This is a genomic window from Streptomyces sp. NPDC088387, assembly GCF_044753385.1.
GTDB lineage: Bacteria > Actinomycetota > Actinomycetes > Streptomycetales > Streptomycetaceae > Streptomyces.
This window is the reverse complement of sequence record NZ_JBIVNC010000016.1, coordinates 77804-102849: the sequence shown is the minus strand read 5'-3', so window position 1 is coordinate 102849 and position 25046 is coordinate 77804. Positions and strand designations below refer to the sequence as shown.

The window sequence follows — 25046 nt, the reverse complement described above, 5'->3', positions numbered from 1 at the left end:
GCCCCACCGGTCCCGGTCCCGGCCAGGCTCCACAGGCCCCGGCCATCGCCGGACCTCACCGGCCCCGCCCCTCACCGGGCCCTACGCCCGCACAAGCTCCCGCAGTCGCCCGTACTCCTCCGCCATCGACTGCGCGGTCCAATGCGCGTTCAAGCCCGACGGGTTGGGCAGCACCCACCCCCGTGTGTCGCCGATGACCCGCTCCTGCGGCCCCACTTGGGCCTTGCGGTCGTCGAAGGCCACGCGGTACGCCGTGACACCGACGACCGCCAGCCAGCGCGGGCGCAGCCCGGTCACCCTCTCCGTCAGCAGCCGCCCGCCCTCGCGGTACTCGTCCGCCGTCAGCTCGTCCGCGCGGGCCGTCGCGCGGGCCACGACGTTGGTGATGCCGAGGCCCCACGACAGCAACTCCCGCTGTTCCGACGGCTTCATGAGCCTCGGGGTGAAGCCGGACAGGTGCAGCACCGGCCAGAAGCGGTTGCCCGGGCGGGCGAAGTGGTGGCCCGTGGCCGCCGTCATCAGGCCGGGGTTGATGCCGCAGAACAGGACGTCGAGGCCGGCCGCGGACACGTCCGGCACCAGACGGTCGCGGGCGGCCTCCAGCTCCGCGGGGGTGAAGCGAGTCAGAGGATCGCTCCGGGGGTGTAGCCCGCGGCCTCGGGGTGCTGCTTCGCGATCTCCTCGATACGGGCGACGACCGCACCGACCTGGTCGGCGGCGGCGCCCGTGAAGGACAGCTTGTCGGCCATCAGCGCGTCCAGCTGGGCCCGGTCGAGCGGGATACGCGCGTCGGCGGCGAGCTTGTCCAGCAGCTCGTTGCGCTCGGCGCCCTGCTCGCGCATGGCGAGGGCGGACGCGACGGCGTTCTCCTTGATCGCCTCGTGCGCCTCCTCGCGGCCGACGCCCGCGCGCACCGACGCCATGAGCACCTTCGTGGTGGCCAGGAAGGGCAGGTAGCGGTCCAGCTCACGCGCCACCACCGCCGGGAACGCGCCGAACTCGTCCAGCACCGTCAGGAACGTCTCCAGCAGCCCGTCCAGCGCGAAGAACGCGTCCGGCAGTGCGACCCGGCGGACCACCGAGCACGACACGTCGCCCTCGTTCCACTGGTCGCCCGCCAGCTCGCCGGTCATCGAGGCGTAGCCGCGCAGGATCACCATCAGGCCGTTGACGCGCTCGCAGGAGCGGGTGTTCATCTTGTGCGGCATCGCGGACGAGCCGACCTGGCCGGGCTTGAAGCCCTCGGTGACCAGCTCGTGCCCGGCCATCAGCCGGACTGTCTTCGCCAGCGAGGACGGCGCCGCCGCCAGCTGCACCAGGGCGGTGACGACCTCGTAGTCCAGCGAGCGTGGGTAGACCTGGCCGACCGAGGTGAAGGCCTGCGAGAAGCCGAGGTGCCCGGCGATCCGCTGCTCCAGGTCGGCGAGCTTGCCCGCGTCCCCGCCGAGCAGGTCGAGCATGTCCTGGGCGGTGCCGACCGGTCCCTTGATGCCGCGCAGCGGATAGCGGCCGAGCAGCTCCTCCAGGCGGCCGTGGGCCACGAGCAGTTCGTCGGCGGCGGTCGCGAAACGCTTGCCGAGGGTGGTGGCCTGCGCCGCCACGTTGTGCGAGCGGCCGGCCATGACCAGCTCGCCGTACTCGCCGGCCAGCCTGCCGAGACGCGCCAGGACCGCCACCGTGCGGTCGCGCATCAGCTCCAGGGAGAGCCGGACCTGAAGCTGCTCGACGTTCTCCGTCAGGTCGCGGGAGGTCATGCCCTTGTGGACCTGCTCGTGCCCGGCGAGGTCGTTGAACTCCTCGATCCGCGCCTTCACGTCGTGCCGCGTGACCTTCTCGCGCTCGGCGATCGAGGCCAGGTCGACGGTGTCGAGCACCCGCTCGTAGTCGGCGATCGCCCCGTCCGGCACGTCGATGCCGAGGTCCTTCTGGGCCCGCAGGACGGCGAGCCAGAGCTGACGCTCCAGCCTCACCTTCTGCTCGGGCGACCAGAGCGTGGCGAGCTCGGCGGAGGCGTAGCGTCCGGCGAGGACGTTGGGGATGCGGGGCTTGGCGGGAGCGGAAGTCACGTGGACGGATTCTATAGGGCGCCCGAGGCGGCCGTCCCGCCGTGCCCCTGGCCACCGCCCCGCCGTGCCCCCGGCCACCGTCCCGCCGTGCCCCCGCCGCCCACGGGCACCGCGGCTCCCCGCCCCCTGGAACGATCACCGAAACACCCCAGGCCAGGGATTTTTGTCTAGACCTTTTTGTCTAGACCTCTTGTGGGCAGGATGGTGCACGGCTACGTTTCCGGCAGTCCGGGTGCAGTTCAAAATTCCGCCAACTCCCTTGACACGCAAGGCCGGAAGGAGCATCTCCGTATGCAGGACCGGAGTCTGTCCAGGCGTAGCCTCCTCGCCTCAGCGACCGCCGTCGCGAGTGCCGGGGTCCTGGCGGCGACCGCCGCCCCCGCAGCCGCCTCCGAGCGCCCAGCCGCCCGGGACGCCCGTCTCAGACGGCTCATCGCCGGGATGAGCCTGGAGGCGAAGGTCGGCCAGCTCTTCGTGGCGTACTTCTACGGTCACTCCGCCGACAACCCGGACCAGTCCCACGTGGACGCCAACCTCCGGGAACTGGGCGTCCGCACCGGCGCCGAAGCCATCGCCGCGTACCACCTCGGCGGGGTCATCCTCTTCAGCGGCTGGACCGGGAACATCCGCGAACCCCACCAGATCGCCGATCTCACCAACGGGATCCAGCGCGCTTCCCTCGCCCTGTCGACGCCCGTGCCCTCCCTGATCTCCATCGACCAGGAGCACGGCGCCAACACCCGCATCGGCAGCCCCGCCACCCAGATGCCCGGCGCGATGGCCCTTGGCGCGGGCCGCTCCATCTCCGACGCCCGCACCGCCGGACAGATCGCCGGCGCGGAACTCGCCGCCCTCGGCATCCTCCAGAACTTCGCCCCGGTCGCCGACGTCAACGTCAACCCGGCCAACCCGGTCATCAACGTGCGTTCCTTCGGCGCCGACGCCACCGCGGTCGGCAAGTTCGTGGCCGCCCAGGTCCAGGGCTACCAGCGGGCCGGCGTCGTCGCCTGCGCCAAGCACTTCCCCGGCCACGGCGACACCGGCGCGGACAGCCACACCCAGCTCCCGGTGATCACCCACACCCGCCCCGAGTGGGAGCGGATCGACGCCCCGCCGTTCCGGGCCGCGATCGCCGCCGGCGTCGACTCGATCATGACCGCGCACCTCCAGGTCGCCGCGCTCGACCCCAGCAACGACCCCGCCACGCTCTCGCACCCGATCCTGACCGGTGTGCTCCGCGGCGAACTCGGCTTCCAGGGTGTGATCGTCACCGACGCCCTCAACATGCAGGGTGTGCGGACCAAGTACGGCGACGACCGGGTGCCCGTCCTCGCGCTCAAGGCCGGCGCCGACCAGCTGCTGTTCCCGCCGGACATCGGCCTGGCCTACCGCTCCGTCGTGGCCGCCGTCCGCGCCGGTGAGCTGACCGAGGCCCGGATCGAGGAGTCCGTCCTGCGCATCCTGCGCCTCAAGGACAAGGTGGGCCTGCTCGACGGCAGTCCCTACGTCTCCCACCGGGAGGTGGACCGGGTCGTCGGCAGCCGCAAGCACCTGGCCACCGCCGCCCGTATCACCGAGCGGACCACGACCCTGCTGGTCAACAAGAGCGACACGCTTCCGCTCCGGCGCCGGCAGCGCAAGCTGCTCGTCGTCGGCGCCAACCCGGTCCACCCCGCCGACAGCACCCGCTTCGCCCTGCCCACGTTCGCCGACTCCCTGGACGACCTGGGCTACGACACCACCGCCATCGCGACCGGCCGGGCCCCTGACGCGGCCACGATCGACGCCGCGGTGGCCGCCGCCACCGGCCGGCACGCCGTAGTGGTCCTCACCGACAACGTCGGCGCCACCAGCACCCAGCGCACCCTGGTCTCCCGGCTGGTCGCCACGGGTGTCCCGGTCGTCACCGTCGCGGTCCGCAACCCGTACGACATCGCCCAGCTCAGCGGCGTACGGGCGTCCCTCGCGATCTACTGCTGGACCGAGGTCGAGCTGAGCGCCGCGGCCCGGGTGATCGCCGGCCGGGTCGACCCGCGCGGCACGCTCCCGGTGCCGATCCAGCGGGCGGACGACCCGACGCGGGTCCTGTTCCCCGCGGGCCACGGTCTCTCGTACGACGACTGACGGGTTCCGCCGGGGGCCTGCACAGTCAGCCACCGTCCGCCGCGGGTGGAGCCACTCTCGGGCTCCACCCGCGGCGTCCCGCAACAGCCGCCGCCGTCCCCGCTAGCTGTCCCGCTCCTCGTACGGCCGCAGCTCCGGCCGCTTCGCCAGCAGTCCGTCGCCCGAGGAACGTCCCGTCAGCCGGCGCCCGATCCACGGCAGCAGATGGGTCCGGGTGAACCGCACGTCCTCGATCCGGCGCAGCACCCAGCCGGGGGGTGCCGTCGGCGGCATCGGGGTGTGCCACTCCGGGTCCTCCGCCGCGTGGCCGAGGGCCTGCCAGACGGCCTCCGCGACCCGGCGGTGCCCCTCGGCGGTCAGGTGCAGCCGGTCCACGTCCCACATGCGCTGGTCGCTGAGGGAGGGCGCTCCGTAGAGGTCGACCACCACCGCGCCGTGCAGCGCGGCCAGCTCGTCGACGCATGCGAAGAGCTCCTCCATACGCGGGCGGAACCGCTGCTGGACCGGCCCGTGCCGGCCGGGGCTGCGCATCAGCACCAGCTGCTTGCAGGAGGGCGCGAGGCGCTCGACGGCCTCGGTCAGCAGCCCACGGACCCGGCCCATGTCGCACTTGGGGCGGAGGGTGTCGTTGAGGCCGCCGACGAGGGTGATGACGTCGGCGCCCATGGCGGCCGCCACATCGACCTGCTCGTCGACGATCTGCCCGATGAGCTTGCCGCGCACCGCCAGGTTGGCGTACCGGAAGCCGGGTGTGGAGGCGGCCATCCGTGCCGCCAGGAGGTCGGCCCAGCCGCGGTACGAACCGTCGGGCAACCGGTCCGACATGCCCTCGGTGAACGAGTCGCCGAGGGCGATCAGGCTGGAGTACGGGGGCATCGGGGGAGAGGCGTTCGTCTGCATGGCGACAGAAATGGTATCCCGAGGCGCATACCCGACGGTCGGTCCCCTCCCTCCCCTTCGCGACGGTCGGCCCCTGCCCTTCACGGCGGTCGGTCCTGCCCCCCCGGGGACGGTCAGACGCTCTGCCCGAACAGCTCCCGCAGCACGTCCTCCATCGTCACCAGCCCCGCCATCCGGCCGTCCTCGCCGAGCACGGCCGCCAGGTGCGTCCGGCTGCCCCGCATGGCGGTGAGCACGTCGTCCAGCGGTGTGGACTCCGTGACGCTCGCGATGGACCGCATGTCGCGCAGCCGGAACGGCTCGTGGCGCGGCGAGGCGTCCAGCGCGTCCTTCACATGGAGGTAGCCCACGATCCGGCGGCCCTCGTCGACCACCGGGAAGCGGGAGAAGCCCGACTCCGCCGACAGCCGCTCCAGCTCCTCGGGGGTGATGCCCACGCGCGCGTAGACCACCCGTTCCAGCGGGAGCACCACGTCGTTCACGGGCCTGCGGCCCAGCTCCAGCGCGTCGTTCAGCCGCTCGCGCGCCCGCTCGTCGATCAGACCGGCCTCGCCGGAGTCCCGCACGATCCGGGCCAGCTCGGCGTCCGAGAACGTGGCCGTGACCTCGTCCTTGACCTCGACGCGCAGCAGCTTCAGCAGGGTGTTGGCGAACGCGTTGATCGTGAAGATCACCGGCCGCAGCGCCCGCGCCAGTGCCACCAGCGGCGGGCCGAGCACCAGCGCGCTGCGCACCGGCTCGGCGAGCGCGATGTTCTTCGGCACCATCTCGCCTAGCAGCATGTGCAGATACGTGGCCAGCACCAGCGCGATGACGAACGACACCGCGTGTCCGGCCCCGGACGGCACGCCGACCGCGTGGAACACCGGCTCCAGCAGATGCTCGATGGCCGGCTCGGCCACCACGCCGAGGACCAGGGTGCACAGGGTGATGCCGAGCTGCGCCGCGGCCATCAGGGCCGAGACGTGCTGGAGTCCCCACAGCACCCGCTTGGCGCGCCGGTCGCCGTTGTCGGCGTGCGGCTCGATCTGCGAGCGGCGGACCGAGATCAGCGCGAACTCGGCGCCGACGAAGAAGGCGTTCACGACCAGGGTCGCGAGACCGATCAGCAGTTGTACGGCGGTCACTTCGCCTCCTCCTCGTCCTGGCCGGCCGGCGGATCGACGAGCGGCGCGCGCAGCAGCAGCCGCGCGGCCCGGCGCCCGGAGGCGTCGACCACGTCCAGCCGCCAGCCACCGACGTCCACCCGGTCGCCCTCCTCGGGGATGCGGCCCAGCTCGGTCGCGACCAGCCCGGCGAGTGTCTCGTAGGGGCCCTCGGGGGGCCGCAGGCCGACGCGCGCCAGCTGGTCCATACGGGCGGCGCCGTCCGCCGAGAACAGGGTGTGCCCGTCCTCGTCGGTGCCGGCCCGCGCCAGGTCGGGTGTCTCGTGCGGGTCGTGCTCGTCACGCACCTCGCCGACGACCTCCTCGACGATGTCCTCCAGCGTCGCCACACCCGCCGTGCCGCCGTACTCGTCGATGACGACGGCCATGGTGCGCTTGCCGGAGAGCCGGTCGAGCAGCCGGTCCACGGTCAGGGACTCGGGCACGAGCAGCGGCTCGCGCATCAGCTCGGCGACCGGGACTCGCGGGCGGCGCTCCGCGGGCACGGCCAGCACGTCCTTGATGTGCGCGGTGCCGACGACCGAGTCGAGGTTGCCGCGGTAGACCGGGAACCGGGACAGTCCGGTCGCGCGCGTGGCGTTCGCCACGTCCTCGCAGGTCGCCTGCGCGTCGAGGGCGATGACCTGCACGCGCGGCGTCATCACGTTCTCCGCGGTCAGGTCGGCCAGGTTCAGCGTCCGTACGAACAGCTCCGCCGTGTCGGCCTCCAGGGCGCCCTCCTTGGCGGAGTGCCGGGCGAGGGCGGCCAGCTCCTGGGGCCCGCGGGCGGAGGCCAGCTCCTCGGCGGGCTCGATGCCGAAGAGCCGCACGATCCGGTTGGCCGTGTTGTTGAGATGGGTGATGAAGGGCCGGAACATCGCGGTGAACCAGCGCTGGGCGTTGCCCACCCGCCGGGCCACGGCCAGCGGCGAGGAGATCGCCCAGTTCTTGGGCACCAGCTCGCCGACGACCATCAGGAACACCGTCGACAGCGCCGTACCGATCACCAGCGCCACCGAGGACGCCGTGGACCCGGGGATTCCGGCCGAGCGCAGCGGCCCGGCGATCATCCGGGCGATGGACGGTTCGGCGAGCATGCCGACGACCAGGTTGGTGACCGTGATGCCGAGCTGCGCGCCGGACAGCTGGAACGTCAGATTCCGTACGGCCTTCAGGGCCCCGGAGGCGCCGCGCTCGCCGCGCTCCACCGCCCGTTCCAGCTCGCCGCGCTCGACGGTCGTGAGTGAGAACTCCGCCGCCACGAAGGCGCCGCAGGCGAGCGACAGCAGGATCGCCACCAGCAGCAGGAGCACTTCGGTCATCGGTTCACCTCCGTCCCATGATCGGGCAGGGCACGGGGGTTCGCGCGATGTCGCGTACTGGGAGGCTCGCCCATGGGCGGACGCTCACACCTTTCATGAAGTCATCGGAGGACCGAAGCGGTCCGACCAAGAGTAAAGGACGGGCAAAGCGTTCAGGACCCGAGGGGCTTGACCCAACGCCGCCACTGCTCCTGGGGCGAGTACCCCGCCGCCCGCCATGTGTGCTGGGCGGTCTCGTTGCCGGTCAGCACCATGGCGTCCGCCCGCCGCCCGCCCAGTCGCACAAAGCGCTCCTCGGCGGCGGTGAGCAGCGCCGAGCCTATGCCCTGGCGGCGCCGGCCGGGGTGCACGGCCAGCCGGTACAGATGGCAGCGCCAGCCGTCGAAACCGGCGATCACCGTGCCGACCAGCTCACCGTCCCGCTCGGCGACGAGCAGCGCCTGTGGGTCGCGGGCGACCAGCCGCTCCACCCCGTCCCGGTCGTCGCTGATGCTGGTGCCCTCGGCGGCCGTCTTCCAGAAGGCGAGGACGGGGTCGAGATCGGCGGGCGTCGCGGCCCGTATCCGCAGTTCGGTCATGGCCAAGATCCCAGCACGGCCACCGGACGGACGGTACGCAATTCCGGTATACGGACGGTCAGGCCCCGCGCAGCTCGGCCATCACCGGCGCGAACGCCTCCATGTACGGCTCCAGCACCGCCAGATACGAGAACCCGTACCGCTCCCGCTGCGCCCGCACCTGCGCCGCGATCTGCTCCACCGTGCCGAGCAGCAGGATCGGCAGTTCCAGTGCCTGCTCCAGGGTGAAGTCGGGCCGGCGCTCCAGCAGCGGGGCGAGCGCGGCCGCGCGGTCCTCGGTGACGGTCACCATCTGGATCAGCAGATTCAGCTCCGCCGGTTTCTCGCGGCCCGCCGTCAGCGCCCGGTACCGGGCCACCCGCTGGTCCAGGTCGTCCGCCGCGATCGGCGTCAGCTCCCCGGTGGTGCTCCCCGGCACCGAGGTCGCGCCCGTGAACGCCGCGATGTCCGCGTGCTCGGCGGTCAGCCGCAGCACCCGGTCGCCGTTGCCGCCGATCAGCAGTGGCACTCGCGGGCGCTGCTGCGGCCGGGGCAAGTGCTCCTCCGACGTCAGGAGCCGCTCCAACTCCTCGACCGTGCGCCGCAGCTGGTCCACCCGCTCCCGCGGCGAACCGAACGGCAGCCCCGCCGCCTCGTGCTCCACCCGTACGTATCCGGCGCCCAGGCCGAGCTCCAGCCGGCCGCCGGTCAGTACGTCCGTGGTGGCCACCTCGCGGGCCAGCAGCGCCGGATTCCAGAAGCCGGTGTTGAGCACAAAGGTGCCGACCCGCGGCCGCCGGGTGGCCTGGGCCGCGGCGACCAGGGCGGGGAACGGGGCGGGCATACCCAGGTGGTCGGGGACGAGGATGACGTCGTAGCCGAGCTGTTCGGCCCTGCGGCACTTCGCGCGCCAGGTGTCGGAGGGCGCGGGGTTCATGAGGTTGACGCCGAAGCGGAACGGGCGCGGCATGAACTCTCCTCGCGGGTCGTGGACTTGAGCACCTGCCGGCGATTTGGTCACTCGTGCGCGATGGCCGCCAGCACGTTCATGCGCGAGGCGCGCAGCGCCGGCAGCAGCGCGGCCACCACACCCACGACGGCCGAGCCGACAACCACCGCGACGATCGTCGTCCACGGGATCGCGAGCGCCGTCATGCCCTGGAGGGCCAGCACCTGCTGGATGCACACACCCCACACCAGCCCGAGCGCCAGCCCGAGGACCGCGCCGAACACGGCGATCACCACCGACTCCAGCCGGATCATCCGCCGCAACTGGCGCCGCGCGAGGCCGATCGCCCGCAGCAGCCCGATCTCCCGGGTCCGCTCCACCACCGACAGGGCAAGGGTGTTGACCACACCGAGCACCGCGATCACGATCGCGAGCCCCAGCAGCGCGTACACGAGATAGAGCAGCACGGCGATCTGGTCGTGCACCAGTTGCTTGTAGTCGGCGATGTCCCGCACCTGCACCTGCGGATACGGGTCCAGCGTCCGCTCCAGGGCGGCACGCAGGTCGTCGGCCGACGTACCGGACGCGGCGTTCACGTAGACCACCGTGTCCTGGCCGCCCGGCGCGTACGTGTCGAGCGTGGACAGGCCGAAGAAGAGACCGCCCGTGGTGCCGAAGCCGTCGGCGGACTGCTGGTCGGTGAGGGCCCCCACGGTCAGCTCGGCGGTACGGCCGGACTGGAACTGGACGGCGACCGTGCTGCCGACCCGCACACCGTGGTCGGCGGCGAAGTCGCGGTCCATCGCCATCCGGTTCTCCGCGAGCGCCGCCGCACTGTCGCCCTGCGCGTACTGGATGTTGGCGACCTGGTCGAGTTCCGTGTCGTATCCGGCGGCCGTCGTCTCGACGCGGTCGCCGTCCGGCAGCCGGACCGCGACCGGCGCGAACTTCGAGCGCACCACGAGCCCCACGCCGTCGGTGTCCGCCACCCGGTCGGTGACCTCCTGCGGGAACGGCACGAAGTTGCTGTTCTGCACCACGAAGTCCGCGCCCAGCGTCCGGTCGATCTCCTGGTCGAAGGACGCGGTCATCGACGCGCTCGCCACCGACATGCCGCCGACCAGCGCGAGCCCCACCATCAGGGCGGCCGCGGTCGCGCCCGTACGGCGGGGATTGCGCAGGGCGTTGCGCTGGCTCATCCGGCCGACCGAACCGAACAGCGCCGGGAAGGCGCCGCCCAGGACCCGGATCACCGGACGCACCAGCAGCGGCCCCGCGATGACGGTCGCGATCAGCGTCAGCGCCACGCCCAGGCCCAGCAGCGAGGCCGCCGTGGCCGTGTCCGACGACACCGCACACCCCACGAGCGCCGCCGCGCCGGCCACCCCGACGACCGAACCCACCACCGCGCGGACCGTCAACGGCCGCCCGACCTCGGCGATCTCGGCGTCCGCGAGGGCCGCCATCGGCGACACCGTCGCCGCCCGGCGCGCCGGCAGATACGCGGCGACGAAGGTGACACCAAGACCAACGACGTACGCCGACACGGGCGTCACCCAGCCGACGACCATCTCGGCCGAGCTGATGTTCATCCCGAGCAGGTTCATCAGCTCGATCAGCCCGGCGGCCAGCCCGATGCCCGCCGCGAGGCCGGCCGTGGAGCCGACCAGGCCGAGCAGCAGCGCCTCCAGGAGCACCGAGCGGCGCACCTGGCGCCGGTCGGCGCCCAGCGCGCGCAGCAGCCCCAGTTCGCGGGTGCGCTGCGCGATCAGCATCGAGAAGGTGTTGACGATCAGGAACACACCCACCAGCACGGCGATTCCGGCAAATCCGAGCATTACGTACTTGATCACGTCGAGAAAGCCGCCGAGCTGCTCGACGTCCGACTCGGCCTGCTCACCTGCCGTACGCAGCTCGTAGGAGCCGTCGCCCAGCGCGCCCGCCACCCGCTGCTTCAGCGTCTCGTCGCTCACCCCGTCCGCCGCGTCCACGGTGATGCTCGTGGCCGCGTCGGGATCGCCGAGCAGCCGCTCCTGCGCCGCCGCCGGGTCGAAGAAGACCAGCGCCGCACCGGGGTTGGTGGTGGTGAACGTGACGATCCCGACGACCTCGACCCGGAACGAGCCCGGCGGCGCGATCACCGTCAGCGGATCGCCGATCGCCACGTCCTTGCGGTCGGCCGTCTCGGAGTCGATCAGCACCTGCCCGTCGCCCTCGGGGGCCCGCCCGGAGGTCAGCTCGACGGGGCTGCGCTCGGTCGGGGCCCAGGCGGTGCCGATCGTCGGGGCGCCGGTCGTCGGCCCCACCGACTCGTTCTCCGCGTCGGCGACCGTGAGGCCCTCCACGTCCACGTCCGCCCGCGCGGCGGCCACCCCGTCGACCCGCGACACACGGTCCGCGAGCGACGCGGGAAGCGTGGGCGTGCGGCCCGACGGGATCGCCTCGCTCAGGTCCTCCCGCGGACTGACCGTGACATCGGCGGCCGTGGAGGCGAAGAGCCGGTCGAACGTACGACTGACGGTGTCCGAGAAGATCAGGGAGCCCGCGACGAACGCGACGGACAGGATCACGGCCAGCGCGGAGAGCAGCAGCCGCCCCTTGTGCGCCAGAAAACTCCGCAGCGTCGCCTTCAGCACCGGCTCAGCCCTCCCCGGTGGTGCCGTCCGCCGGGTCGCGCACCACGTCGAGACCGGGCCCCGACTGGCGTGCGCCCCCGGTGAACAGCCGCATCCGCTCCAGCACCGCCTCCGCCGTCGGCCGGGGCATCTCGTCGACGATCCGGCCGTCCCCGAGGAACAGCACCAGGTCGGAGTGGGCGGCGGCGCCCGGGTCGTGGCTCACCATGACGACCGACTGTCCGAGGTCGTCGACGGCCTCCCGCAGGAACCCCAGCACCTCGAGTCCCGCGCGCGAGTCGAGATTGCCGGTCGGCTCGTCCGCGAAGATCAGCTCGGGCCGCGAGGCCAGCGCCCGCGCGCAGGCGACACGCTGCTGCTGACCGCCCGACAGCTGCGAGGGCCGGTGCCGCAGCCGGTCGCGCAGGCCCAGCGTGTCGATCACCTGGTCCAGCCACGCCTGGTCCGGCTTCTTGCCGGCGATGTCCATCGGGAGCGTGATGTTCTCCAGCGCGTTCAGCGTCGGGATCAGGTTGAACGACTGGAACATAAAGCCGATCCGGTCCCGCCGCAGCCGGGTCAGCTCGCGCTCGCGCAGCCCGGTGATCTCGGTGTCACCGATCCACACCTGCCCCGCCGAGACGTTGTCGAGCCCCGCCAGACAGTGCATCAGCGTGGACTTGCCCGAGCCGGACGGGCCCATCACCGCCGTGAACCGCCCCCTCGCGATGTCCACGTCCACCGAGTCGAGCGCCAGCACCGCTGTCTCGCCCGAGCCGTACGCCTTGGTCAGACCGCGGGCGCGCGCCACGATCCCGTCCGCCGACGCCAGTCCCGGGACATGCTCCGCAGCACTTGTGGACAAGGCGGCCTCCTCCGTCGTGGGCGTGCGGACTCCCTGGCCCGACCGAGACTAGTGTGAGCTTGGGCACACCCGGTATCCCTCAGAGGTCTTGACCGGCTCTCCACCCCAGGTCGGGCAGCCGCTTTCCGATGTAAGGGGCACTCTCCACCCGGGCCCGGAACCGGCCGCACGGCCCGGACCCCTCCCCGCCCTTGCCGGTGCTAGCACCCCGGCGCTAGCTTCGAGGTATGGCGAAGACCCAGTTGAACGTCCGGGTGGACGAAGGCACCGCGCGTGCCGCCCGTGAACGTGCCCTGGCCCGCGGGATGAGCGTGAACCGCTACATCGAGGAGCTGGTCATGCAGGACACCGGGGAGGTCGGCCACACGTTCGTCGAGGCCGCAGCCGACTTCATGAAGCAGTACGAGTCCGTGTTCTCCGAGGAGTTCGACACCGCCCCCGCCGGGCGGACGAAGCCGGCGCCGGCGGAGGACCGGGAAGGACGCGCCGCGGACCGCCGCGCCCGCCGCACCGACGAAGGTCGCCGCTGAGCCGTTGAACGACTTGAGAATCGATCTTGCCTGGCTGCTCATGCTCGCCGAACAGAAGACACCGGGGGATCCCCAGGTCACGGACTGGGGAGCGCTCGTCGCCGCCGTGGCCCGCCACCAGGCCGAGATCTTCGATGTCCCTGTCTACGACACCCCGCACGCCCGCGCCGCCGCACTGCTCCAGCTGCTCCTGCACGTCCCCGCGCTCGAACGTTCCAACGCCCTGTTCGCCTCGGCTGTCGCCTACGCCTATCTGATCGCCAGCGGCGTCAAGGTCGTCACCTCGCCCGAGCAGGTGCGCGACCTGGCCCGGCTCGTCAAGAGCGGCGAGGCCTCCGTGCACGACATCGCGCGCGAACTGCGCCAGTGGAGCCTGTGAGCACCGCCCCGCCGGATCAGCGGCGCGCGTCCCCCGTCCCCGGCCGCCACGCCGTACCCAGCACGCAGTACGAGGTGGGCAGCACCGGCCCCTTCTCCGGCAGCAGCATCCGCCGGTAGGGACCCAGCTCGAAGCCGGCCCCGCGCAGAGCGGCGACCGGGTCGCGGGACAGATGGCAGCCGCCGGTCAGCAGCGGCCACACCGTGCCGTCCAGCGCCCGCTGCGTGGTCCGCATCGCCCGGCCGCCGCCGGCCCCGTGCTCGAAGAACCGCACCTGGCCGCCCGGCCTGAGCACGCGCCGTATCTCCCCGAGTGCCCGCCGTACGTCCCGCACACTGCACAGCACCAGCGACAGGACGACCGCGTCGAAGGCCTCGCTCTTCACCGGCAGCGCCTCCGCGGCGCCCGGCACCACGTCGACCGGCACCCCGGCCCGCATCGCCGACTCCACCGCCAGCTGCCGCAGCACCCGCTCCGGTTCGATCGCGACGACCTCGGAGACCGTCGTCGGATAGTGCGCGAAGTTCAGCCCGTTGCCCGCGCCGACCTCGAGGATCCGCCCGGACAGCCCGGCGAGCAGCCGGCCGCGCACCGCGCCCAGGCCCATCCGGGTCTCGGCGGTCACACTGACGCGGGCGTAGTAGCGCGCGAAGACCGGATGGTGCACGGCGTCCCGCGCCCCCTTGCGGGCACCGGCGGACCGTAGCGACATGGGACCTCCTTCGCCGGGCGGACGTTAGGGCGATTGTCCCCCGGGAACGCGCCACGCACCCCGCGTCGCCGCAGCATTCCGGAGCGCGGCCGGGGGTGGCCGCGGGTGGCCGGGCGTGGACCAAGGCGCCGGCACCGACGTACGACCGCGCGGGAGCGTGGTTACGGGGAGAGCCCCCATCAGCGGAAGCGCCCGCCAAAGGCCGTGGCGCCGGCCACAAGCCCCCAGCCGCAAGCACCCTCAGTCGCCAGCCCCCAGCCGCAAGCACCCCCAGCCGTGAGCACCCCCAGTCGCAGGCACCCCCAGTCGCAGGCACCCCCAGAGCCCCCACCCCTACCGCGGACCCTCCCGCACCCGGAACGCCTCCGCGTCCCACGTGCCGTCCAGCCGTGGCGTCAGCCAGCTCCGTGCCGCCGCGCGGAAGGCGTCCGGCGTCCAGGAGCCGGCGCCCGCCGGGAGCGCGCCGAGGAGCGGGGTGCGCGTCACGTCCGGCAGGTCGGCGAGGTTGCAGCGCGAGGCCAGGTCGGGCTCGGCGGGCCAGCTGCCGATGACGACGCCGAGCGGGTCGAGCCCCCGGGAACGCAGTTCGCGGGCCGTCAGCTCGGTCGTGTTGAGCGTGCCGAGACCGGCGGAGGCGACGATCACGACCGGCGCCCCGAGCAGCTCGGCCGCGTCGGCCAGCGTGCCGCCCGCCGGGTCGAACCGGACGAGCAGTCCGCCCGCCCCCTCCACCAGCACCAGATCGTGCTCGGTGGCCAGCTTGGCGGCGGCCTCGGCGATCTCGGCCGGATGCACCGGCGCCCGCCCGGCCCGCCGCGCGGCCGTCGCCGGGGCCAGCGGGTCGGGATAGCGGGCGAGTTCGGCCGTCGTCACGGCACCGGCGAGCCGCGCGACCTCCTCGGCGTCCCCGGCCTCGTCCGGCCGTACCCCCGTCTGCGCCGCCTTCAGCACGGCCACCGACCGGCCGGCGGCCCACGCGGTGGCGGCGATCGCGGCCGTCGCCACCGTCTTGCCGATCTCCGTGCCCGTGCCCGTGATCACCAGTACGGCCATGTCAGCCCTCCCGTGCCGCCGCGCACACCGCGCGGCAGATCCGTGCCAGGTCCGCGTCGCCCGTGACGTACGGCGGCATCGTGTAGATCAGATCCCGGAACGGCCGCAGCCAGACGCCCGCACGGACGGCCGCCGCCGTGGCCGCCGCCATGTCGGCCGGGTGGTCGAGCTGGACGACCCCGATGGCGCCGAGGACCCGGACGTCCCGCACCCCGGGAAGCTCGCGCGCGGGCGCCAGCCCGTCCCGCAGTCCGCTCTCGATCCGCTTGATCTCGGAGAGCCAGTCCTGGCCGAGGAGCAGCTCGACCGAGGCACAGGCGACGGCAGCCGCCAGCGGATTGCCCATGAACGTCGGCCCGTGCGCCAGCACCGGCACCTCGCCGCGCGAGATCCCGTCGGCCACCCGCGCGGTGCACAGGGTCGCCGCCATCGTCAGGTAGCCACCGGTCAGCGCCTTGCCGACACACATGACATCCGGCGTCACGGCGGCGTGGTCCGCGGCGAACAGCGCGCCCGTGCGCCCGAACCCGGTGGCGATCTCGTCGAACACCAGCAGCACACCGTGCGCGTCGCACGCCTCCCGCAGCACCCGCAGATAGGCGGGGGAGTGGAACCGCATCCCGCCCGCGCCCTGCACCACCGGCTCCACGATCACCGCGGCCAGCTCGTGCGCGTGCCGCTCGATCGCGGAGCGCAACTGCTCGGCGTACGACTCCTGGTACTCCACCGGCGGCGCGTCGACGAAGACCTGGCGGGGCAGCACCCCGCTCCACAGTTCGTGCATCCCGCCCTCGGGATCGCACACCGACATCGGCTGCCAGGTGTCGCCGTGATAGCCCCCGCGCCAGGTCAGCAGCCGCTGCTTCTCCGGGCGGCCGAGTGAACGCCAGTACTGGAGGCACATCTTGACCGCCACCTCGACCGACACCGAACCGGAGTCGGCGAGGAACACATGCTCCAGACCGTCCGGCGATATGTCGACAAGGAGCTTGGCGAGCCGGACGGCGGGCTCGTGGGTGAGCCCGCCGAACATCACATGGCTCATCCGCCCCAGCTGCTCGCGCGCGGCCTCGTCGAGCACCGGGTGACGGTAGCCGTGGATCGCCGACCACCAGGACGACATGCCGTCGACCAGTTCGCCCGAGCCGTCCGCGAGCCGCAGCCGCACCCCGCTCGCCGACTCCACGACCAGCGGCTCGACCTGCCCCGGCATGGGCCCGTACGGATGCCAGACGTGCCGCCGGTCCAGGTCGAGCAGCTCGGGGACGCTCAGGTCAGGCATTGGGCGCGAGGTCCGTTCCGGCACCCCGGCGACGGACCGCCACGAGATCCGTACGGACCTCTCCGGGCCCCGCGACGTGCCCGACCGGCTGCACCGGCTGCACCGGCTGCACCGGCTCCACGGCCTCGAGTGGAGCGGAACCGCACACTCCGCCCCCGGCCTCCGACCCGCAGCCCGCACCCTCGTGCGACCCGCAGCCCGCGCCGGCGCCGGCGCCCGCGCTCTCGTGCGCCCCGCACCCGCCGCCCGCCGCCCGGTGCTCCGGAAGCGTCACCTGGCCGGTGCCCTCCACCTCGAACCCGGCGTCCGCGATCATCTCCAGGTCCGCCTTGCCCGCCTGGCCCTCGGTGGTCAGATAGTCGCCGAGGAAGATCGAGTTGGCCAGGTGCAGCGCGAGCGGCTGCATCGTGCGCAGATGGACCTCACGGCCGCCCGCGATCCGCACCTCGACGTCCGGGCAGACGAACCGCACCATCGCGAGGATCCGCAGACAGCGCTGCGGAGTGAGGTTCCACTCCTTGCCCAGCGGAGTGCCCTCCACCGGGATCAGGAAGTTGACCGGCACCGAGTCGGGGTCCAGCTCGCGCAGCGAGAAGACGACGTCGACGAGCTCCTCGTCCGACTCGCCCATGCCCGCGATCAGCCCCGAGCAGGCCGACAGACCGGCCCCGTGCGCCTTCTGCACGGTGTCGACCCGGTCGGCGTAGGTGTGGGTGGTCGTGATGTCGGCGTAGGTCGCCTCGGACGTGTTGAGGTTGTGGTTGTAGGCGTCCGCGCCGGCCTCGCGCAGCCGCTCGGCCTGTCCGTCGGCGAGCAGTCCCAGACAGGCGCACACCTCGACGCCCTCGTTCTGCTCCTTGATGGCCTTGATGGTCTTGGAGACCCGGTCCACGTCACGGTCCGTCGGACCGCGCCCGCTCGCCACGAGACAGACCCGCTTGGCGCCGCCCGCCAGGCCCGCGGCGGCCGCCGCGGACGCCTCGTCGGGCTTGAGCCAGGTGTACTTCAGGATCCCGGTCGTGGAACCGAGCCGCTGGGAGCAGTAGGAGCAGTCCTCCGGGCACAGGCCGGACTTGAGGTTGACGAGATAGTTCAGTTTCACCCGCCGCCCGAACCATTGGCGGCGGACCTTGCCGGCCGCGGCCACCACATCGAGGACGTCGTCGTCGGAAGTCGCGAGGACGGCGAGCGCCTCCTCGCGGGTCGGCAGCTCGCGCCGAAGCCCCTTGTCCACCAGCGTGTTCAGCAGGTCCATGAGAGGCGATCCTGTCCTAAAGAGGTCCCTCGGGCCAAGGAGAGTTCGCACAATAGGCGGCCCGGGACGTGTGGGTATCACCACACAGTGGGCGCCCGGACCTGCGACTAGGGTCTGTGCACTGCCTACAAAAACCCCGGAGGAGCCATGGCGTTCGGCTGGATCGACGAGCAGGCGCTGCTGCGCCGGCGCGCCGGACTCGTACGGACGCTGCGTCCGCGCCCCGCCGACTCGCCGCTGCTGGACCTCGCGGGCAACGACTACCTCGGTCTGGCCCGGCATCCGGAGGTCGTCGAGGGCGCGGCCGCGGCGGCACGCGCGTGGGGCGGCGGCGCGACCGGTTCCCGGCTGGTGACCGGCAGCACCGAACTGCACGCCGAGCTCGAACGGGAGCTGGCCGGCTTCTGCGGCTTCGAGGCGGCACTCGTCTTCTCCTCCGGCTACGCGGCCAACCTCGCCGCGGTCACCGCACTGGCCCCGCACGGCTCGCTGATCGTCTCCGACGCGGGCAACCACGCCTCCCTGATCGACGGCTGCCGGCTGGCCCGCGGCACCACCCAGGTCGTCCCGCACGCCGACCCCGACGCCGTGCGCAAGGCGCTCCGCACGCACGAGGGGCCGGCGGTCGTGGTGTCCGACACGGTGTTCTCGGTCGACGGCGACGCCGCCCCGCTGCCCGCCCTCGCCGCCGCGTGCCGCGAGCACGGGGCCGGACTCGTGGTGGACGACGCGCACGGGCTCGGTGTGCTCGGCGAGGGCGGCCGGGGCGCGGCACACGCGGCGGGGCTCGCGGGCGCGCCGGACGTGGTCGTGACGGCCACCCTGTCGAAGTCACTGGGCAGCCAGGGCGGTGTGGTCCTCGGGCCCGCCAAGGTCGTCGACCACCTGGTCAACGCGGCGCGGACCTTCATCTTCGACACCGGGCTCGCCCCCGCGGCTGCGGGCGCGGCTCTCGCGGCCCTGCGGCTGCTGCGCCGCGAGCCGGAGCGGGCCGGGCGGGCGCGAGGTGTGGCGGCGGAACTGCACACGCGGCTGACGGCCGAGGGCCTGGAGGCGGTACGTCCCGACGCGGCGGTCGTCTCCGTGCGTGCGCCGTCCCCGGAGGGGGCCGTGCGGTGGGCCGCCGAGTGCCGCGCCGCCGGGCTGGCCGTGGGCTGTTTCCGCCCGCCGTCCGTGCCCGACGGGGTCTCGCGGCTGCGGCTGACGGCCCGCGCGGACCTCTCCGAGGAACGGGTCGAACATGCTGTCCGGGTCATCTGCGAGACGCGACCATGAGTCGGCGAACCACGGCAGTGTGTCGCTCGAACGTGTGACGCGGCCGGTCGGCCGGATCACACGCGGCCCGGAGCTGATCGAAAGTGATCGGTCGGATGGTGCTCGGTCAGGGTCTGAGTACGGGGTCTGAGTGAGGGGTCTGGGAGCGGGTCCGAGTGGTGGCTTGCCCGGATCAGCGGAACGCGGCCGTGAACCCCGCCCAGCTCTCGGGGGAGAAGAGCAGCGCGGGTCCGGCCGGATCCTTGGAGTCACGCACGGCGAGCAGTCCGGCCCAGGGGCCGCGGCGCGGCCGCGCCGTCTCGACGCAGTTGTTCGCGCCCGTGCTGTAGCTGCTGCGCAGCCATGGCACGCCGTGCAGTCGGTCACTGGAAGGTACGTGTCGAGGCAGTGCAGTCATGGTGCCTCCTTCATGCGCCGTCACCTATCCCGGCGATGTAATCCAACGAGTCCTCGGGTGAAAGGGCGTGGATCCGAAGGGTGTTGAAGGCCTCGCTGTAGGCCTCCAGGTCTTCTTTCCGTTCGAGATAGAGGCTACTCGTCAAGTGGTCGAGAACAACCACGTCCAGATCAGAAGTGCTCGGAAATGAGAAGATAACGAAAGGGCCGGTGACGCCGATATGCGCCCCGGCGGCGAACGGCAGCACTTGCAGCCGCACTTGGGGCAGCCTGGCCGCCTCCGTGAGCCGTTCCAGCTGCCGGGCCATCACGTCGGGCCCGCCCACCTCCCGCCGCAGCACGGCCTCGTCCAGGACGGCGTTCAGCTCCAGCGGCGGCCTCGCGAGCAGCACGTCCTGCCGGGCGAGACGCACCTCCACCAGCGCGTCGACCCGCTGCTCGTCGAGCCCCTCGACGGCGGCCCGGGTGACCGCGCGGGCGTAGTCGGGCGTCTGGAGCAGCCCCGGCACCACCGAGGTCTCCAGTGTGCGCATCGTCCTGGCCTGCGACTCCAGGCTGATGAAGTCCCGGTAGGTCGGCGGCAGCACACCCCGGTAGGCGTGCCACCAGTGGTGCCGGCCGAGGTCCTCGGAGCCCGCGAGGGCGAGGAGCAGTTCCCGCAGTTCGGGTTCCTCGACGCCGTAGGCGTCCAGGAGTAACCGCACATCGGCCGGTTTCACACCGCTCGCGCCGGTCTCGATCCGGCTGACCTTGGACTGGTGCCAGCCGACCAGAGCGGCCGCCTCGCCACTGGTGAGGCCCACGCGGGCGCGCAGGGCACGCAGTTCGGCGCCCAGTTTCCGGCGGCGCACCGCGGGACCGTGCTGCATGGGGTACTCCTTACTCCTTCCGAGCCGCCCAAATACGCTCTGCCGTCGCAGAGTTCACCGCTTCGAGCGACAGATATATGCATATCTTGGTGGATCGCCACCGTGACAGGCCCGCTAATGGCAGTCTGGCGGCGTAGCACCAGTCCGGGACCGTACTCGAACCATCCGCTCCGTGTCGGACTGCGGTCCCGTGGGAAAGGGACGACGTCGCCATGGCAGATCATCTCGAAGCATCCGTCACTCTGCCGAGCGATCCCGCTTCGGTCTCCACGGCCCGCGGCTACGTGGTCGACACCCTGGCGGAATGGGGGTTGCCGCCGAACACGGAACTGGCGGACACCATCCGGCTGATCGTCTCCGAACTCACCACCAACGCCGTACAGCACACCCTCGGGCAGTCACCCACCTTCACGGTGGACCTGTCGCTGGAGCGTGACGAACAGTTGCGCATCGGGGTGACGGACAGTCATCCCCGGTTTCCGAAGCGGCTGCCGGCGGCGGTCCAGCAGGACAACGGCCGCGGTCTGGTGATCATCCGCTGGCTGGCCGCGGAGTGCGGCGGAAAGCTGAGCGTCCGGCCCACCCGGGAGGGCGGCAAGACCGTCGCCATCGAACTGCCGTGGACGGTGCCGGCGAGACCGGTGACCGCCGCGGGACAGCAGGAGCCGTAGAGACGCGTCCGAGTGGCGCACGGCCGCCGGCCGCGCCGGCTGAGCCCGGCGCGGCCGGTGCGGGCAGCACAGCCCGCCCGAAGGGCGGTGACGGCGCGTCAGGGCGCCGTCACCGCCTCCTCGGAGCTACTTCACGCGCCCGTACCAGACACTCTTGGTCCAGATCTTCTGTAGACGGACAACGTCTCCGGTCTTCGGCGAGTGCCAGATCTTCCCCTTACCGGCGTAGATCCCCACGTGGTACACGCTGGAGCCGGAGTGGAAGAACACCAGGTCGCCGGCCTTGCGGCTCTTGGCGGAGATGTGCTTCGTCTTGTTGTACTGCTGGGAAGCCGTACGCGGCAGCTTCTTGCCTGCCTTCTTGAACGAGTACAGCGTCAGACCCGAGCAGTCGAAACGGCGCGGTCCGGTGGCCCCGTACTTGTACGGGGACCCCTTCTTCGAAGCCGCGACCTGGAGCGCCTTCGTTGCCGGCGTGGCTGCCGAGGCCTCTGAGGAGAATCCCGGAACCACGACGGAGCCGCTCACGGCCACCAACGTGAGGGCCGAGGCCGTACCGGCCCGAGCCATGAGCGACGGGACACGATTGAGCGCGGTCATGCGCAACCCTTCGTCAGCCGCCTGTGAAGGATGACCTGTCGGATTCGGGCTGGCGAAGTAGCCCGGCCGCCCGAAGGCGGCTTCACCCCAAGGACTGCTCGAAGCCAACTGCGCGCTCCGGCGGCCCGTCGTGCCTGGGTCCTCCACTCCTGCCGATCCACTCCTGTCGACCGGTCATCCGGGAGGCGGCAGGACTCGGCGTCCGCCCGGACCGCCCCGCCGCGGTGGCGGGGTCTTGTCGTCAGTCAGGGATCTTCACCTACTTGTGTCCGAAAATCCCAACGGAACCGGGGATTTGTGTTGTTACTCACCACTCACCCGTTCGGGTGGACATCTCTATGTTCGAACGCGCGTCAACGTCCTGATGACCCCTCGGACCAGCGGCGGAGTCCCCAGTTCCGCCATGGCGGGATGGGCCTTGCGCAACCGTGCGGGTTCCGCGCAACGACCTGCGAATACGCCGAACGGGGGTACGCCTTTTGGTCCGTTTGAAACCGGCCGCGGACGGACCGGGAAAGCCGGTGAGTATGCGGATTCAGGTGCCGTCGCGTCAACTCTCGGAGCGCGGCGGAAGGGTGACGCGCGCCGTCCGGCGCTCGCCGTCCAGCACGGTCAGCGCCCGCGCGAGCGTCGGCGCGTGCAGCGCGGTCTCGCCCCGGCGGTGCATCAGCGCGAGCGCGTCGCGCAGCTCGGTGGCACGGGCCACCAGTGCCTGCGCGGCCCGCAACCCGCTGTAGGTGTCGGTGTTCTGCGCCGGATTGACCCGGCCGAGCAGATCGACGACGTCCAGGTAGCGGTCGATCAACTCGCCCTCGGCGCGGGTCAGTGCGGGCAGCGGGGGGTCTTCCGGTCGCAGCATCGGCGGTCACCTCGCGTCGGGCGTCGGGCCTGTGGTCTTGCGGCTGGAGACGATCCGGTCCACCAGGCCGTACTCCAGAGCCTGTTGCGCGGTCAGCACCTTGTCACGCTCGATGTCCGCGCTCACTTGTACCTGTGCCCGCCCCGTGTGCCGTACGAGCATCTCCTCCAGGCGGGTGCGTACGCGCGCCAACTCCGCGGCCCGGATGGTGAGATCACTGGTCTGCCCGTGGACCGGCTCCGGCAGCGACGGCTGGTGGATCACCATCCGCGCGCCCGGCAGCGCCAGCCGCTTCCCGGGTGTGCCCGCCGCCAGCAGCACCGACGCCATGGATCCGGCCTGCCCGAGGCAGATCGTCTCCACGTCGCAGCCGACGTACTGGATGGTGTCGTAGATCGCCGCCATCGCGCTGAACGAGCCGCCGGGGGAGTTGATGTAGAGCGAGATGTCGCTGTCCGGGTCCTGGTACTCGAGGTGCATGAACTGGGCCATGACGTCGTTCGCCGCGGTGTCGTCGACCGGCGTGCCCAGAAAGACGATCCGCTCCTCCAGCAGCTTCCCGTACGGATCGAGCGTCCGGTGCCCGTGGCTGGTGCGCTCGGTGAACTCGGGCAGGACGTAACGGGCGGACGGCTGATCCATGGTCAACGCCTCCTTGCGGCGGAGCAGGGCAGGGCAGGGCGGTGCGCGAGGGGTCGCGGGCGGCTCCCTCTGTATAAAATGTACAGGACGTACGTTCCGGTCGGCCCGTAAGCTAGGGGCATGGCCTACGAGATTCCGGTGACGCAAGCCAGGGCTGAGCTCGCCGAGCTGATCAACCGGGTGGTGTACGGCGGTGAACGTGTGGTCGTGACGCGCCACGGCAAGCCCCTCGTCGCCCTCGTCTCCGCCGCCGACCTGGAACGGCTGGAAGAGCTCCAGGAGCCCGCGGAGGAGCAGGTGATCGGCTCCGTCTCCACCGTGCGCGAGGTCGCCGCCGCCCCGCGCGAGCCCCGGCGCTTCGGGATCGTCGCCGAACACCGGGGCCCGAACCCGTCGTAGCGACACCCGCGACACGCCGCCCGGCGCACGAGAAGGGCACGACTCCCGGGGGAGACGTGCCCTTGTGTGTCTGCGGGCCCACCCGTGTGCGCGCACCAGACGGGCGCTCATGGACCGGTCGGGCGTTCGCGGACCGGCCCGCGCTCATGGACCGGCCCGCGCTCGTGGACCGGCCGGCGCTCGTGGACCGGCCCGCGAGTCTGCGGGGCCGGTCTTGAGCGCCCGGGTGTCGCCGCACCCAGGTACCCGCGGTCGCCGTCAGCCGCGAGGGCCGGCTCGTGTACTCGGCCCACGGCGGCCGGCTCGTGTGCTCAGTACATGAGCGCCGGCGCGCGTGCTCAGCCCACGAGGGGCCGGCGCGCATGCTCAGCCCACGAGGGGCCGGCCCGTGTGTTCAGCCCCGGGCGCCGGCCCGTGTGTGCTCGGCCCACCGGCGTCGGCCCGCGTACGCTCAGCCCACCAGTGCCGGCTCGCGGTCCGTTGCCGGTTCGGCGGTCGTCGCGCGTGCCTTGAGGGCCGCGCCCAGTACCACCGCGCCCAGCCCCAGCGCCGCCCACCAGGCCAGTGTCATCGCCGGACCCGTCGCCGCCGCCCCGTCGAAGTAGGAGACCGAGCGGATCAGGGACGTGCCCGCGCCCGGCGGCAGCCACTGGCCGATCGTGCCCGCCGGCTCGGGCAGCATCTGCGGCGCCGAGGCCGCGCCCGAGAACGGGTTGCCGAACAGCATCATCACACCGGCGACGAGCCCGATCCCGGCCCGCCCGACCAGCGCGGCCACACCGGCGACGGCACTGCTCACCGCCAGGACGGACAGCCCCAGCACCCCGGCCTCGGCCCACCAGTTGCCGGTCAGCACCTCCAGCCAGCTGTGCGCGACCGTCACCGCGACGATGCCGACCAGCCCGGCCGAGCCGGTCAGCGCGACCACCGCGCGCCCGCCGCGCAGGCCGAGCATGGTGACCACCGCGCCGGCCGCCATGCCGGCCAGGGCCATCGGCAGCACGCTGGACGTCAGGGCCGCGCCGCGCGGGTCGTTCGCGGGTGCGGGCACCACGTCGACGATCTTCGCCTCGGTGCCCTGGGCCGCCGCCTGCTGGGTGACGGCCTGCTGGAGCAGCTGGGCGACGGTCGGGCCGCCCGCGGACGCGGTCAGCAGCTCGGGGCCCTGCGGGGTGACCACGATCGCGCCGTAGACCGTACGGTCCTCCACGGCGTCACGCGCGGCGGCCTCGTCGTCGTAGCGGTGGATCTCGAACGCGTCGCCCTGCCGGGCCAGTTCCTTCTCCAGGGGTGCGGTCGCGGTGGCCGGTCCGGCGACGCCCAGGGGCAGGTCGCGCGGCGCGGTGCGGGCGGCGGGCCAGGAGAAGGCCCAGAGCGCGAGCGCGGCGACGACCGGGACGAGCACGAGGACCGCGATCAGGTTGCGGGTGTGCGACGGGCGTGTGGTGGACATGAGGAGCTCCTCGGACGGGGTGCCGGAGCAGAGCCGTTTAAAAAGAAGGATCGTTCGTTTTGCTGTCTCCACGGTGCTCGGACAGGCCGCCACTTGTCAAGAAGGAATGTTCGTTTTACGTTGGGGCC

General features: G+C 72.2%; 25 protein-coding genes and 1 riboswitch. Of the genes, 6 read left to right on the top strand and 19 right to left on the bottom strand.

Features of this window, described 5'->3' with window-relative positions; all coding sequences use genetic code 11:
- Positions 1-81 precede the first annotated feature (81 nt).
- Entirely contained in the window at positions 82-627 is a 546-nt protein-coding gene (gene mug, locus ACIQAC_RS33390) for a G/U mismatch-specific DNA glycosylase (protein WP_402198021.1), read from the bottom strand.
- Positions 624-2066 (bottom strand): adenylosuccinate lyase, encoded by a 1443-nt coding sequence (gene purB / locus ACIQAC_RS33385; RefSeq protein WP_402197790.1) that lies wholly within the window; start codon positions 2064-2066, stop codon positions 624-626. The genes mug and purB overlap by 4 nt, the downstream gene beginning before the upstream one ends.
- A gap of 291 nt (positions 2067-2357) precedes the next feature.
- Between purB and ACIQAC_RS33380 the strand changes: the two genes are divergently transcribed.
- Positions 2358-4190: a glycoside hydrolase family 3 protein gene (locus ACIQAC_RS33380; protein WP_402197789.1), complete on the top strand. Its 1833-nt coding sequence runs from the start codon at positions 2358-2360 to the stop codon at positions 4188-4190.
- A 102-nt stretch (positions 4191-4292) separates the two neighbouring features.
- Here the strand turns inward: ACIQAC_RS33380 and ACIQAC_RS33375 are convergent, their stop codons facing one another.
- The 7 genes from ACIQAC_RS33375 to ACIQAC_RS33345 form a co-directional block, all read right to left on the bottom strand.
- Positions 4293-5090 carry an SGNH/GDSL hydrolase family protein gene (locus ACIQAC_RS33375; protein WP_402197786.1) on the bottom strand — a complete coding sequence of 266 codons (798 nt, stop codon included), beginning with the start codon at positions 5088-5090 and terminating at the stop codon, positions 4293-4295.
- Between the two features lie 113 nt (positions 5091-5203).
- Positions 5204-6217, bottom strand: coding sequence for a hemolysin family protein (locus tag ACIQAC_RS33370; protein ID WP_402197785.1), 1014 nt, complete (start codon positions 6215-6217; stop codon positions 5204-5206).
- Entirely contained in the window at positions 6214-7557 is a 1344-nt protein-coding gene (locus ACIQAC_RS33365) for a hemolysin family protein (protein WP_402197783.1), read from the bottom strand. The genes ACIQAC_RS33370 and ACIQAC_RS33365 overlap by 4 nt, the downstream gene beginning before the upstream one ends.
- A gap of 152 nt (positions 7558-7709) precedes the next feature.
- Complete coding sequence (locus ACIQAC_RS33360; RefSeq protein ID WP_402197781.1) at positions 7710-8135, bottom strand: GNAT family N-acetyltransferase; 426 nt, start codon at positions 8133-8135, stop codon at positions 7710-7712.
- A gap of 58 nt (positions 8136-8193) precedes the next feature.
- The gene (locus tag ACIQAC_RS33355; protein WP_402197779.1) at positions 8194-9084 is read right to left on the bottom strand and encodes an LLM class F420-dependent oxidoreductase; all 891 of its coding nucleotides are present in this window, start codon (positions 9082-9084) and stop codon (positions 8194-8196) included.
- A gap of 47 nt (positions 9085-9131) precedes the next feature.
- The gene (locus tag ACIQAC_RS33350; protein ID WP_402197777.1) at positions 9132-11699 is read right to left on the bottom strand and encodes an ABC transporter permease; all 2568 of its coding nucleotides are present in this window, start codon (positions 11697-11699) and stop codon (positions 9132-9134) included.
- 4 nt (positions 11700-11703) lie between these two features.
- Complete coding sequence (locus ACIQAC_RS33345) at positions 11704-12543, bottom strand: ABC transporter ATP-binding protein (protein WP_402197775.1); 840 nt, start codon at positions 12541-12543, stop codon at positions 11704-11706.
- 227 nt (positions 12544-12770) lie between these two features.
- Here ACIQAC_RS33345 and ACIQAC_RS33340 point away from each other — a divergent pair, with 227 nt between their 5' ends.
- Positions 12771-13073: a toxin-antitoxin system HicB family antitoxin gene (locus ACIQAC_RS33340; RefSeq protein ID WP_402197772.1), complete on the top strand. Its 303-nt coding sequence runs from the start codon at positions 12771-12773 to the stop codon at positions 13071-13073.
- A 4-nt stretch (positions 13074-13077) separates the two neighbouring features.
- Entirely contained in the window at positions 13078-13452 is a 375-nt protein-coding gene (locus tag ACIQAC_RS33335) for a fic family toxin-antitoxin system, toxin component (RefSeq protein ID WP_402197771.1), read from the top strand.
- Between the two features lie 16 nt (positions 13453-13468).
- Here the strand turns inward: ACIQAC_RS33335 and ACIQAC_RS33330 are convergent, their stop codons facing one another.
- The 4 genes from ACIQAC_RS33330 to bioB all read right to left on the bottom strand — a co-directional run bounded on the left by ACIQAC_RS33330 (position 13469) and on the right by bioB (position 17754).
- Positions 13469-14164 carry a class I SAM-dependent methyltransferase gene (locus tag ACIQAC_RS33330; protein ID WP_402197768.1) on the bottom strand — a complete coding sequence of 232 codons (696 nt, stop codon included), beginning with the start codon at positions 14162-14164 and terminating at the stop codon, positions 13469-13471.
- A 333-nt stretch (positions 14165-14497) separates the two neighbouring features.
- A complete protein-coding gene (bioD, locus tag ACIQAC_RS33325) occupies positions 14498-15217 on the bottom strand; it encodes a dethiobiotin synthase (protein ID WP_402197767.1) in 720 nt (239 codons plus the stop codon).
- A 1-nt stretch (position 15218) separates the two neighbouring features.
- On the bottom strand, positions 15219-16499 hold the full coding sequence (locus ACIQAC_RS33320; protein ID WP_402197764.1) for an adenosylmethionine--8-amino-7-oxononanoate transaminase: 1281 nt from the start codon (positions 16497-16499) through the stop codon (positions 15219-15221).
- Positions 16492-17754, bottom strand: a complete 1263-nt coding sequence (gene bioB / locus ACIQAC_RS33315) for a biotin synthase BioB (RefSeq protein WP_402197761.1) — start codon at positions 17752-17754, stop codon at positions 16492-16494. Before bioB ends, ACIQAC_RS33320 begins: the two co-directional genes overlap by 8 nt.
- Positions 17755-17901: 147 nt before the next feature.
- Here bioB and ACIQAC_RS33310 point away from each other — a divergent pair, with 147 nt between their 5' ends.
- Entirely contained in the window at positions 17902-19029 is a 1128-nt protein-coding gene (locus ACIQAC_RS33310) for an 8-amino-7-oxononanoate synthase (RefSeq protein WP_402197759.1), read from the top strand.
- 172 nt (positions 19030-19201) lie between these two features.
- Here the strand turns inward: ACIQAC_RS33310 and ACIQAC_RS33305 are convergent, their stop codons facing one another.
- Together ACIQAC_RS33305 and ACIQAC_RS33300 are read right to left on the bottom strand one after the other, a co-directional pair.
- Complete coding sequence (locus ACIQAC_RS33305; RefSeq protein WP_402197757.1) at positions 19202-19426, bottom strand: DUF397 domain-containing protein; 225 nt, start codon at positions 19424-19426, stop codon at positions 19202-19204.
- A 10-nt stretch (positions 19427-19436) separates the two neighbouring features.
- Complete coding sequence (locus tag ACIQAC_RS33300) at positions 19437-20294, bottom strand: helix-turn-helix domain-containing protein (RefSeq protein WP_402197754.1); 858 nt, start codon at positions 20292-20294, stop codon at positions 19437-19439.
- Positions 20295-20506: 212 nt separating this feature from the next.
- Here ACIQAC_RS33300 and ACIQAC_RS33295 point away from each other — a divergent pair, with 212 nt between their 5' ends.
- The gene (locus ACIQAC_RS33295; RefSeq protein ID WP_402197752.1) at positions 20507-20965 is read left to right on the top strand and encodes an ATP-binding protein; all 459 of its coding nucleotides are present in this window, start codon (positions 20507-20509) and stop codon (positions 20963-20965) included.
- 126 nt (positions 20966-21091) lie between these two features.
- Here ACIQAC_RS33295 and ACIQAC_RS33290 read toward each other — a convergent pair whose 3' ends face one another.
- From ACIQAC_RS33290 to ACIQAC_RS33280, 3 genes are all read right to left on the bottom strand, one after another.
- The gene (locus ACIQAC_RS33290; RefSeq protein ID WP_402197749.1) at positions 21092-21565 is read right to left on the bottom strand and encodes a C40 family peptidase; all 474 of its coding nucleotides are present in this window, start codon (positions 21563-21565) and stop codon (positions 21092-21094) included.
- A 3-nt stretch (positions 21566-21568) separates the two neighbouring features.
- Positions 21569-21776: riboswitch (cyclic di-AMP (ydaO/yuaA leader) on the bottom strand.
- A gap of 339 nt (positions 21777-22115) precedes the next feature.
- Positions 22116-22424, bottom strand: a complete 309-nt coding sequence (locus ACIQAC_RS33285; protein ID WP_402197748.1) for a hypothetical protein — start codon at positions 22422-22424, stop codon at positions 22116-22118.
- Positions 22425-22430: 6 nt separating this feature from the next.
- Positions 22431-23066, bottom strand: a complete 636-nt coding sequence (locus ACIQAC_RS33280; RefSeq protein WP_402197745.1) for an ATP-dependent Clp protease proteolytic subunit — start codon at positions 23064-23066, stop codon at positions 22431-22433.
- Between the two features lie 120 nt (positions 23067-23186).
- On the opposite strand from ACIQAC_RS33280, the gene ACIQAC_RS33275 reads away from it, so the two are divergent.
- Positions 23187-23465: a type II toxin-antitoxin system Phd/YefM family antitoxin gene (locus ACIQAC_RS33275; protein ID WP_402197743.1), complete on the top strand. Its 279-nt coding sequence runs from the start codon at positions 23187-23189 to the stop codon at positions 23463-23465.
- Positions 23466-23916: 451 nt separating this feature from the next.
- On the opposite strand, the gene ACIQAC_RS33270 is transcribed toward ACIQAC_RS33275, so the two are convergent.
- Positions 23917-24918: an ABC transporter permease gene (locus ACIQAC_RS33270; protein ID WP_402197741.1), complete on the bottom strand. Its 1002-nt coding sequence runs from the start codon at positions 24916-24918 to the stop codon at positions 23917-23919.
- Positions 24919-25046: the final 128 nt, after the last annotated feature.

Coding starts and splice junctions, on each gene's coding strand:
- ACIQAC_RS33380 (WP_402197789.1), top strand. CDS start 2,358: ATGCAGGACCGGAGTCTGTCCAGGCGTAGCCTCCTCGCCTCAGCGACC.
- ACIQAC_RS33375 (WP_402197786.1), bottom strand. CDS start 5,090: ATGCAGACGAACGCCTCTCCCCCGATGCCCCCGTACTCCAGCCTGATC.
- ACIQAC_RS33365 (WP_402197783.1), bottom strand. CDS start 7,557: ATGACCGAAGTGCTCCTGCTGCTGGTGGCGATCCTGCTGTCGCTCGCC.
- ACIQAC_RS33360 (WP_402197781.1), bottom strand. CDS start 8,135: ATGACCGAACTGCGGATACGGGCCGCGACGCCCGCCGATCTCGACCCC.
- ACIQAC_RS33355 (WP_402197779.1), bottom strand. CDS start 9,084: ATGCCGCGCCCGTTCCGCTTCGGCGTCAACCTCATGAACCCCGCGCCC.
- ACIQAC_RS33340 (WP_402197772.1), top strand. CDS start 12,771: ATGGCGAAGACCCAGTTGAACGTCCGGGTGGACGAAGGCACCGCGCGT.
- ACIQAC_RS33330 (WP_402197768.1), bottom strand. CDS start 14,164: ATGTCGCTACGGTCCGCCGGTGCCCGCAAGGGGGCGCGGGACGCCGTG.
- bioD (WP_402197767.1), bottom strand. CDS start 15,217: ATGGCCGTACTGGTGATCACGGGCACGGGCACGGAGATCGGCAAGACG.
- ACIQAC_RS33320 (WP_402197764.1), bottom strand. CDS start 16,499: ATGCCTGACCTGAGCGTCCCCGAGCTGCTCGACCTGGACCGGCGGCAC.
- bioB (WP_402197761.1), bottom strand. CDS start 17,754: ATGGACCTGCTGAACACGCTGGTGGACAAGGGGCTTCGGCGCGAGCTG.
- ACIQAC_RS33310 (WP_402197759.1), top strand. CDS start 17,902: ATGGCGTTCGGCTGGATCGACGAGCAGGCGCTGCTGCGCCGGCGCGCC.
- ACIQAC_RS33305 (WP_402197757.1), bottom strand. CDS start 19,426: ATGACTGCACTGCCTCGACACGTACCTTCCAGTGACCGACTGCACGGC.
- ACIQAC_RS33300 (WP_402197754.1), bottom strand. CDS start 20,294: ATGCAGCACGGTCCCGCGGTGCGCCGCCGGAAACTGGGCGCCGAACTG.
- ACIQAC_RS33295 (WP_402197752.1), top strand. CDS start 20,507: ATGGCAGATCATCTCGAAGCATCCGTCACTCTGCCGAGCGATCCCGCT.
- ACIQAC_RS33290 (WP_402197749.1), bottom strand. CDS start 21,565: ATGACCGCGCTCAATCGTGTCCCGTCGCTCATGGCTCGGGCCGGTACG.
- ACIQAC_RS33285 (WP_402197748.1), bottom strand. CDS start 22,424: ATGCTGCGACCGGAAGACCCCCCGCTGCCCGCACTGACCCGCGCCGAG.
- ACIQAC_RS33280 (WP_402197745.1), bottom strand. CDS start 23,066: ATGGATCAGCCGTCCGCCCGTTACGTCCTGCCCGAGTTCACCGAGCGC.
- ACIQAC_RS33275 (WP_402197743.1), top strand. CDS start 23,187: ATGGCCTACGAGATTCCGGTGACGCAAGCCAGGGCTGAGCTCGCCGAG.
- ACIQAC_RS33270 (WP_402197741.1), bottom strand. CDS start 24,918: ATGTCCACCACACGCCCGTCGCACACCCGCAACCTGATCGCGGTCCTC.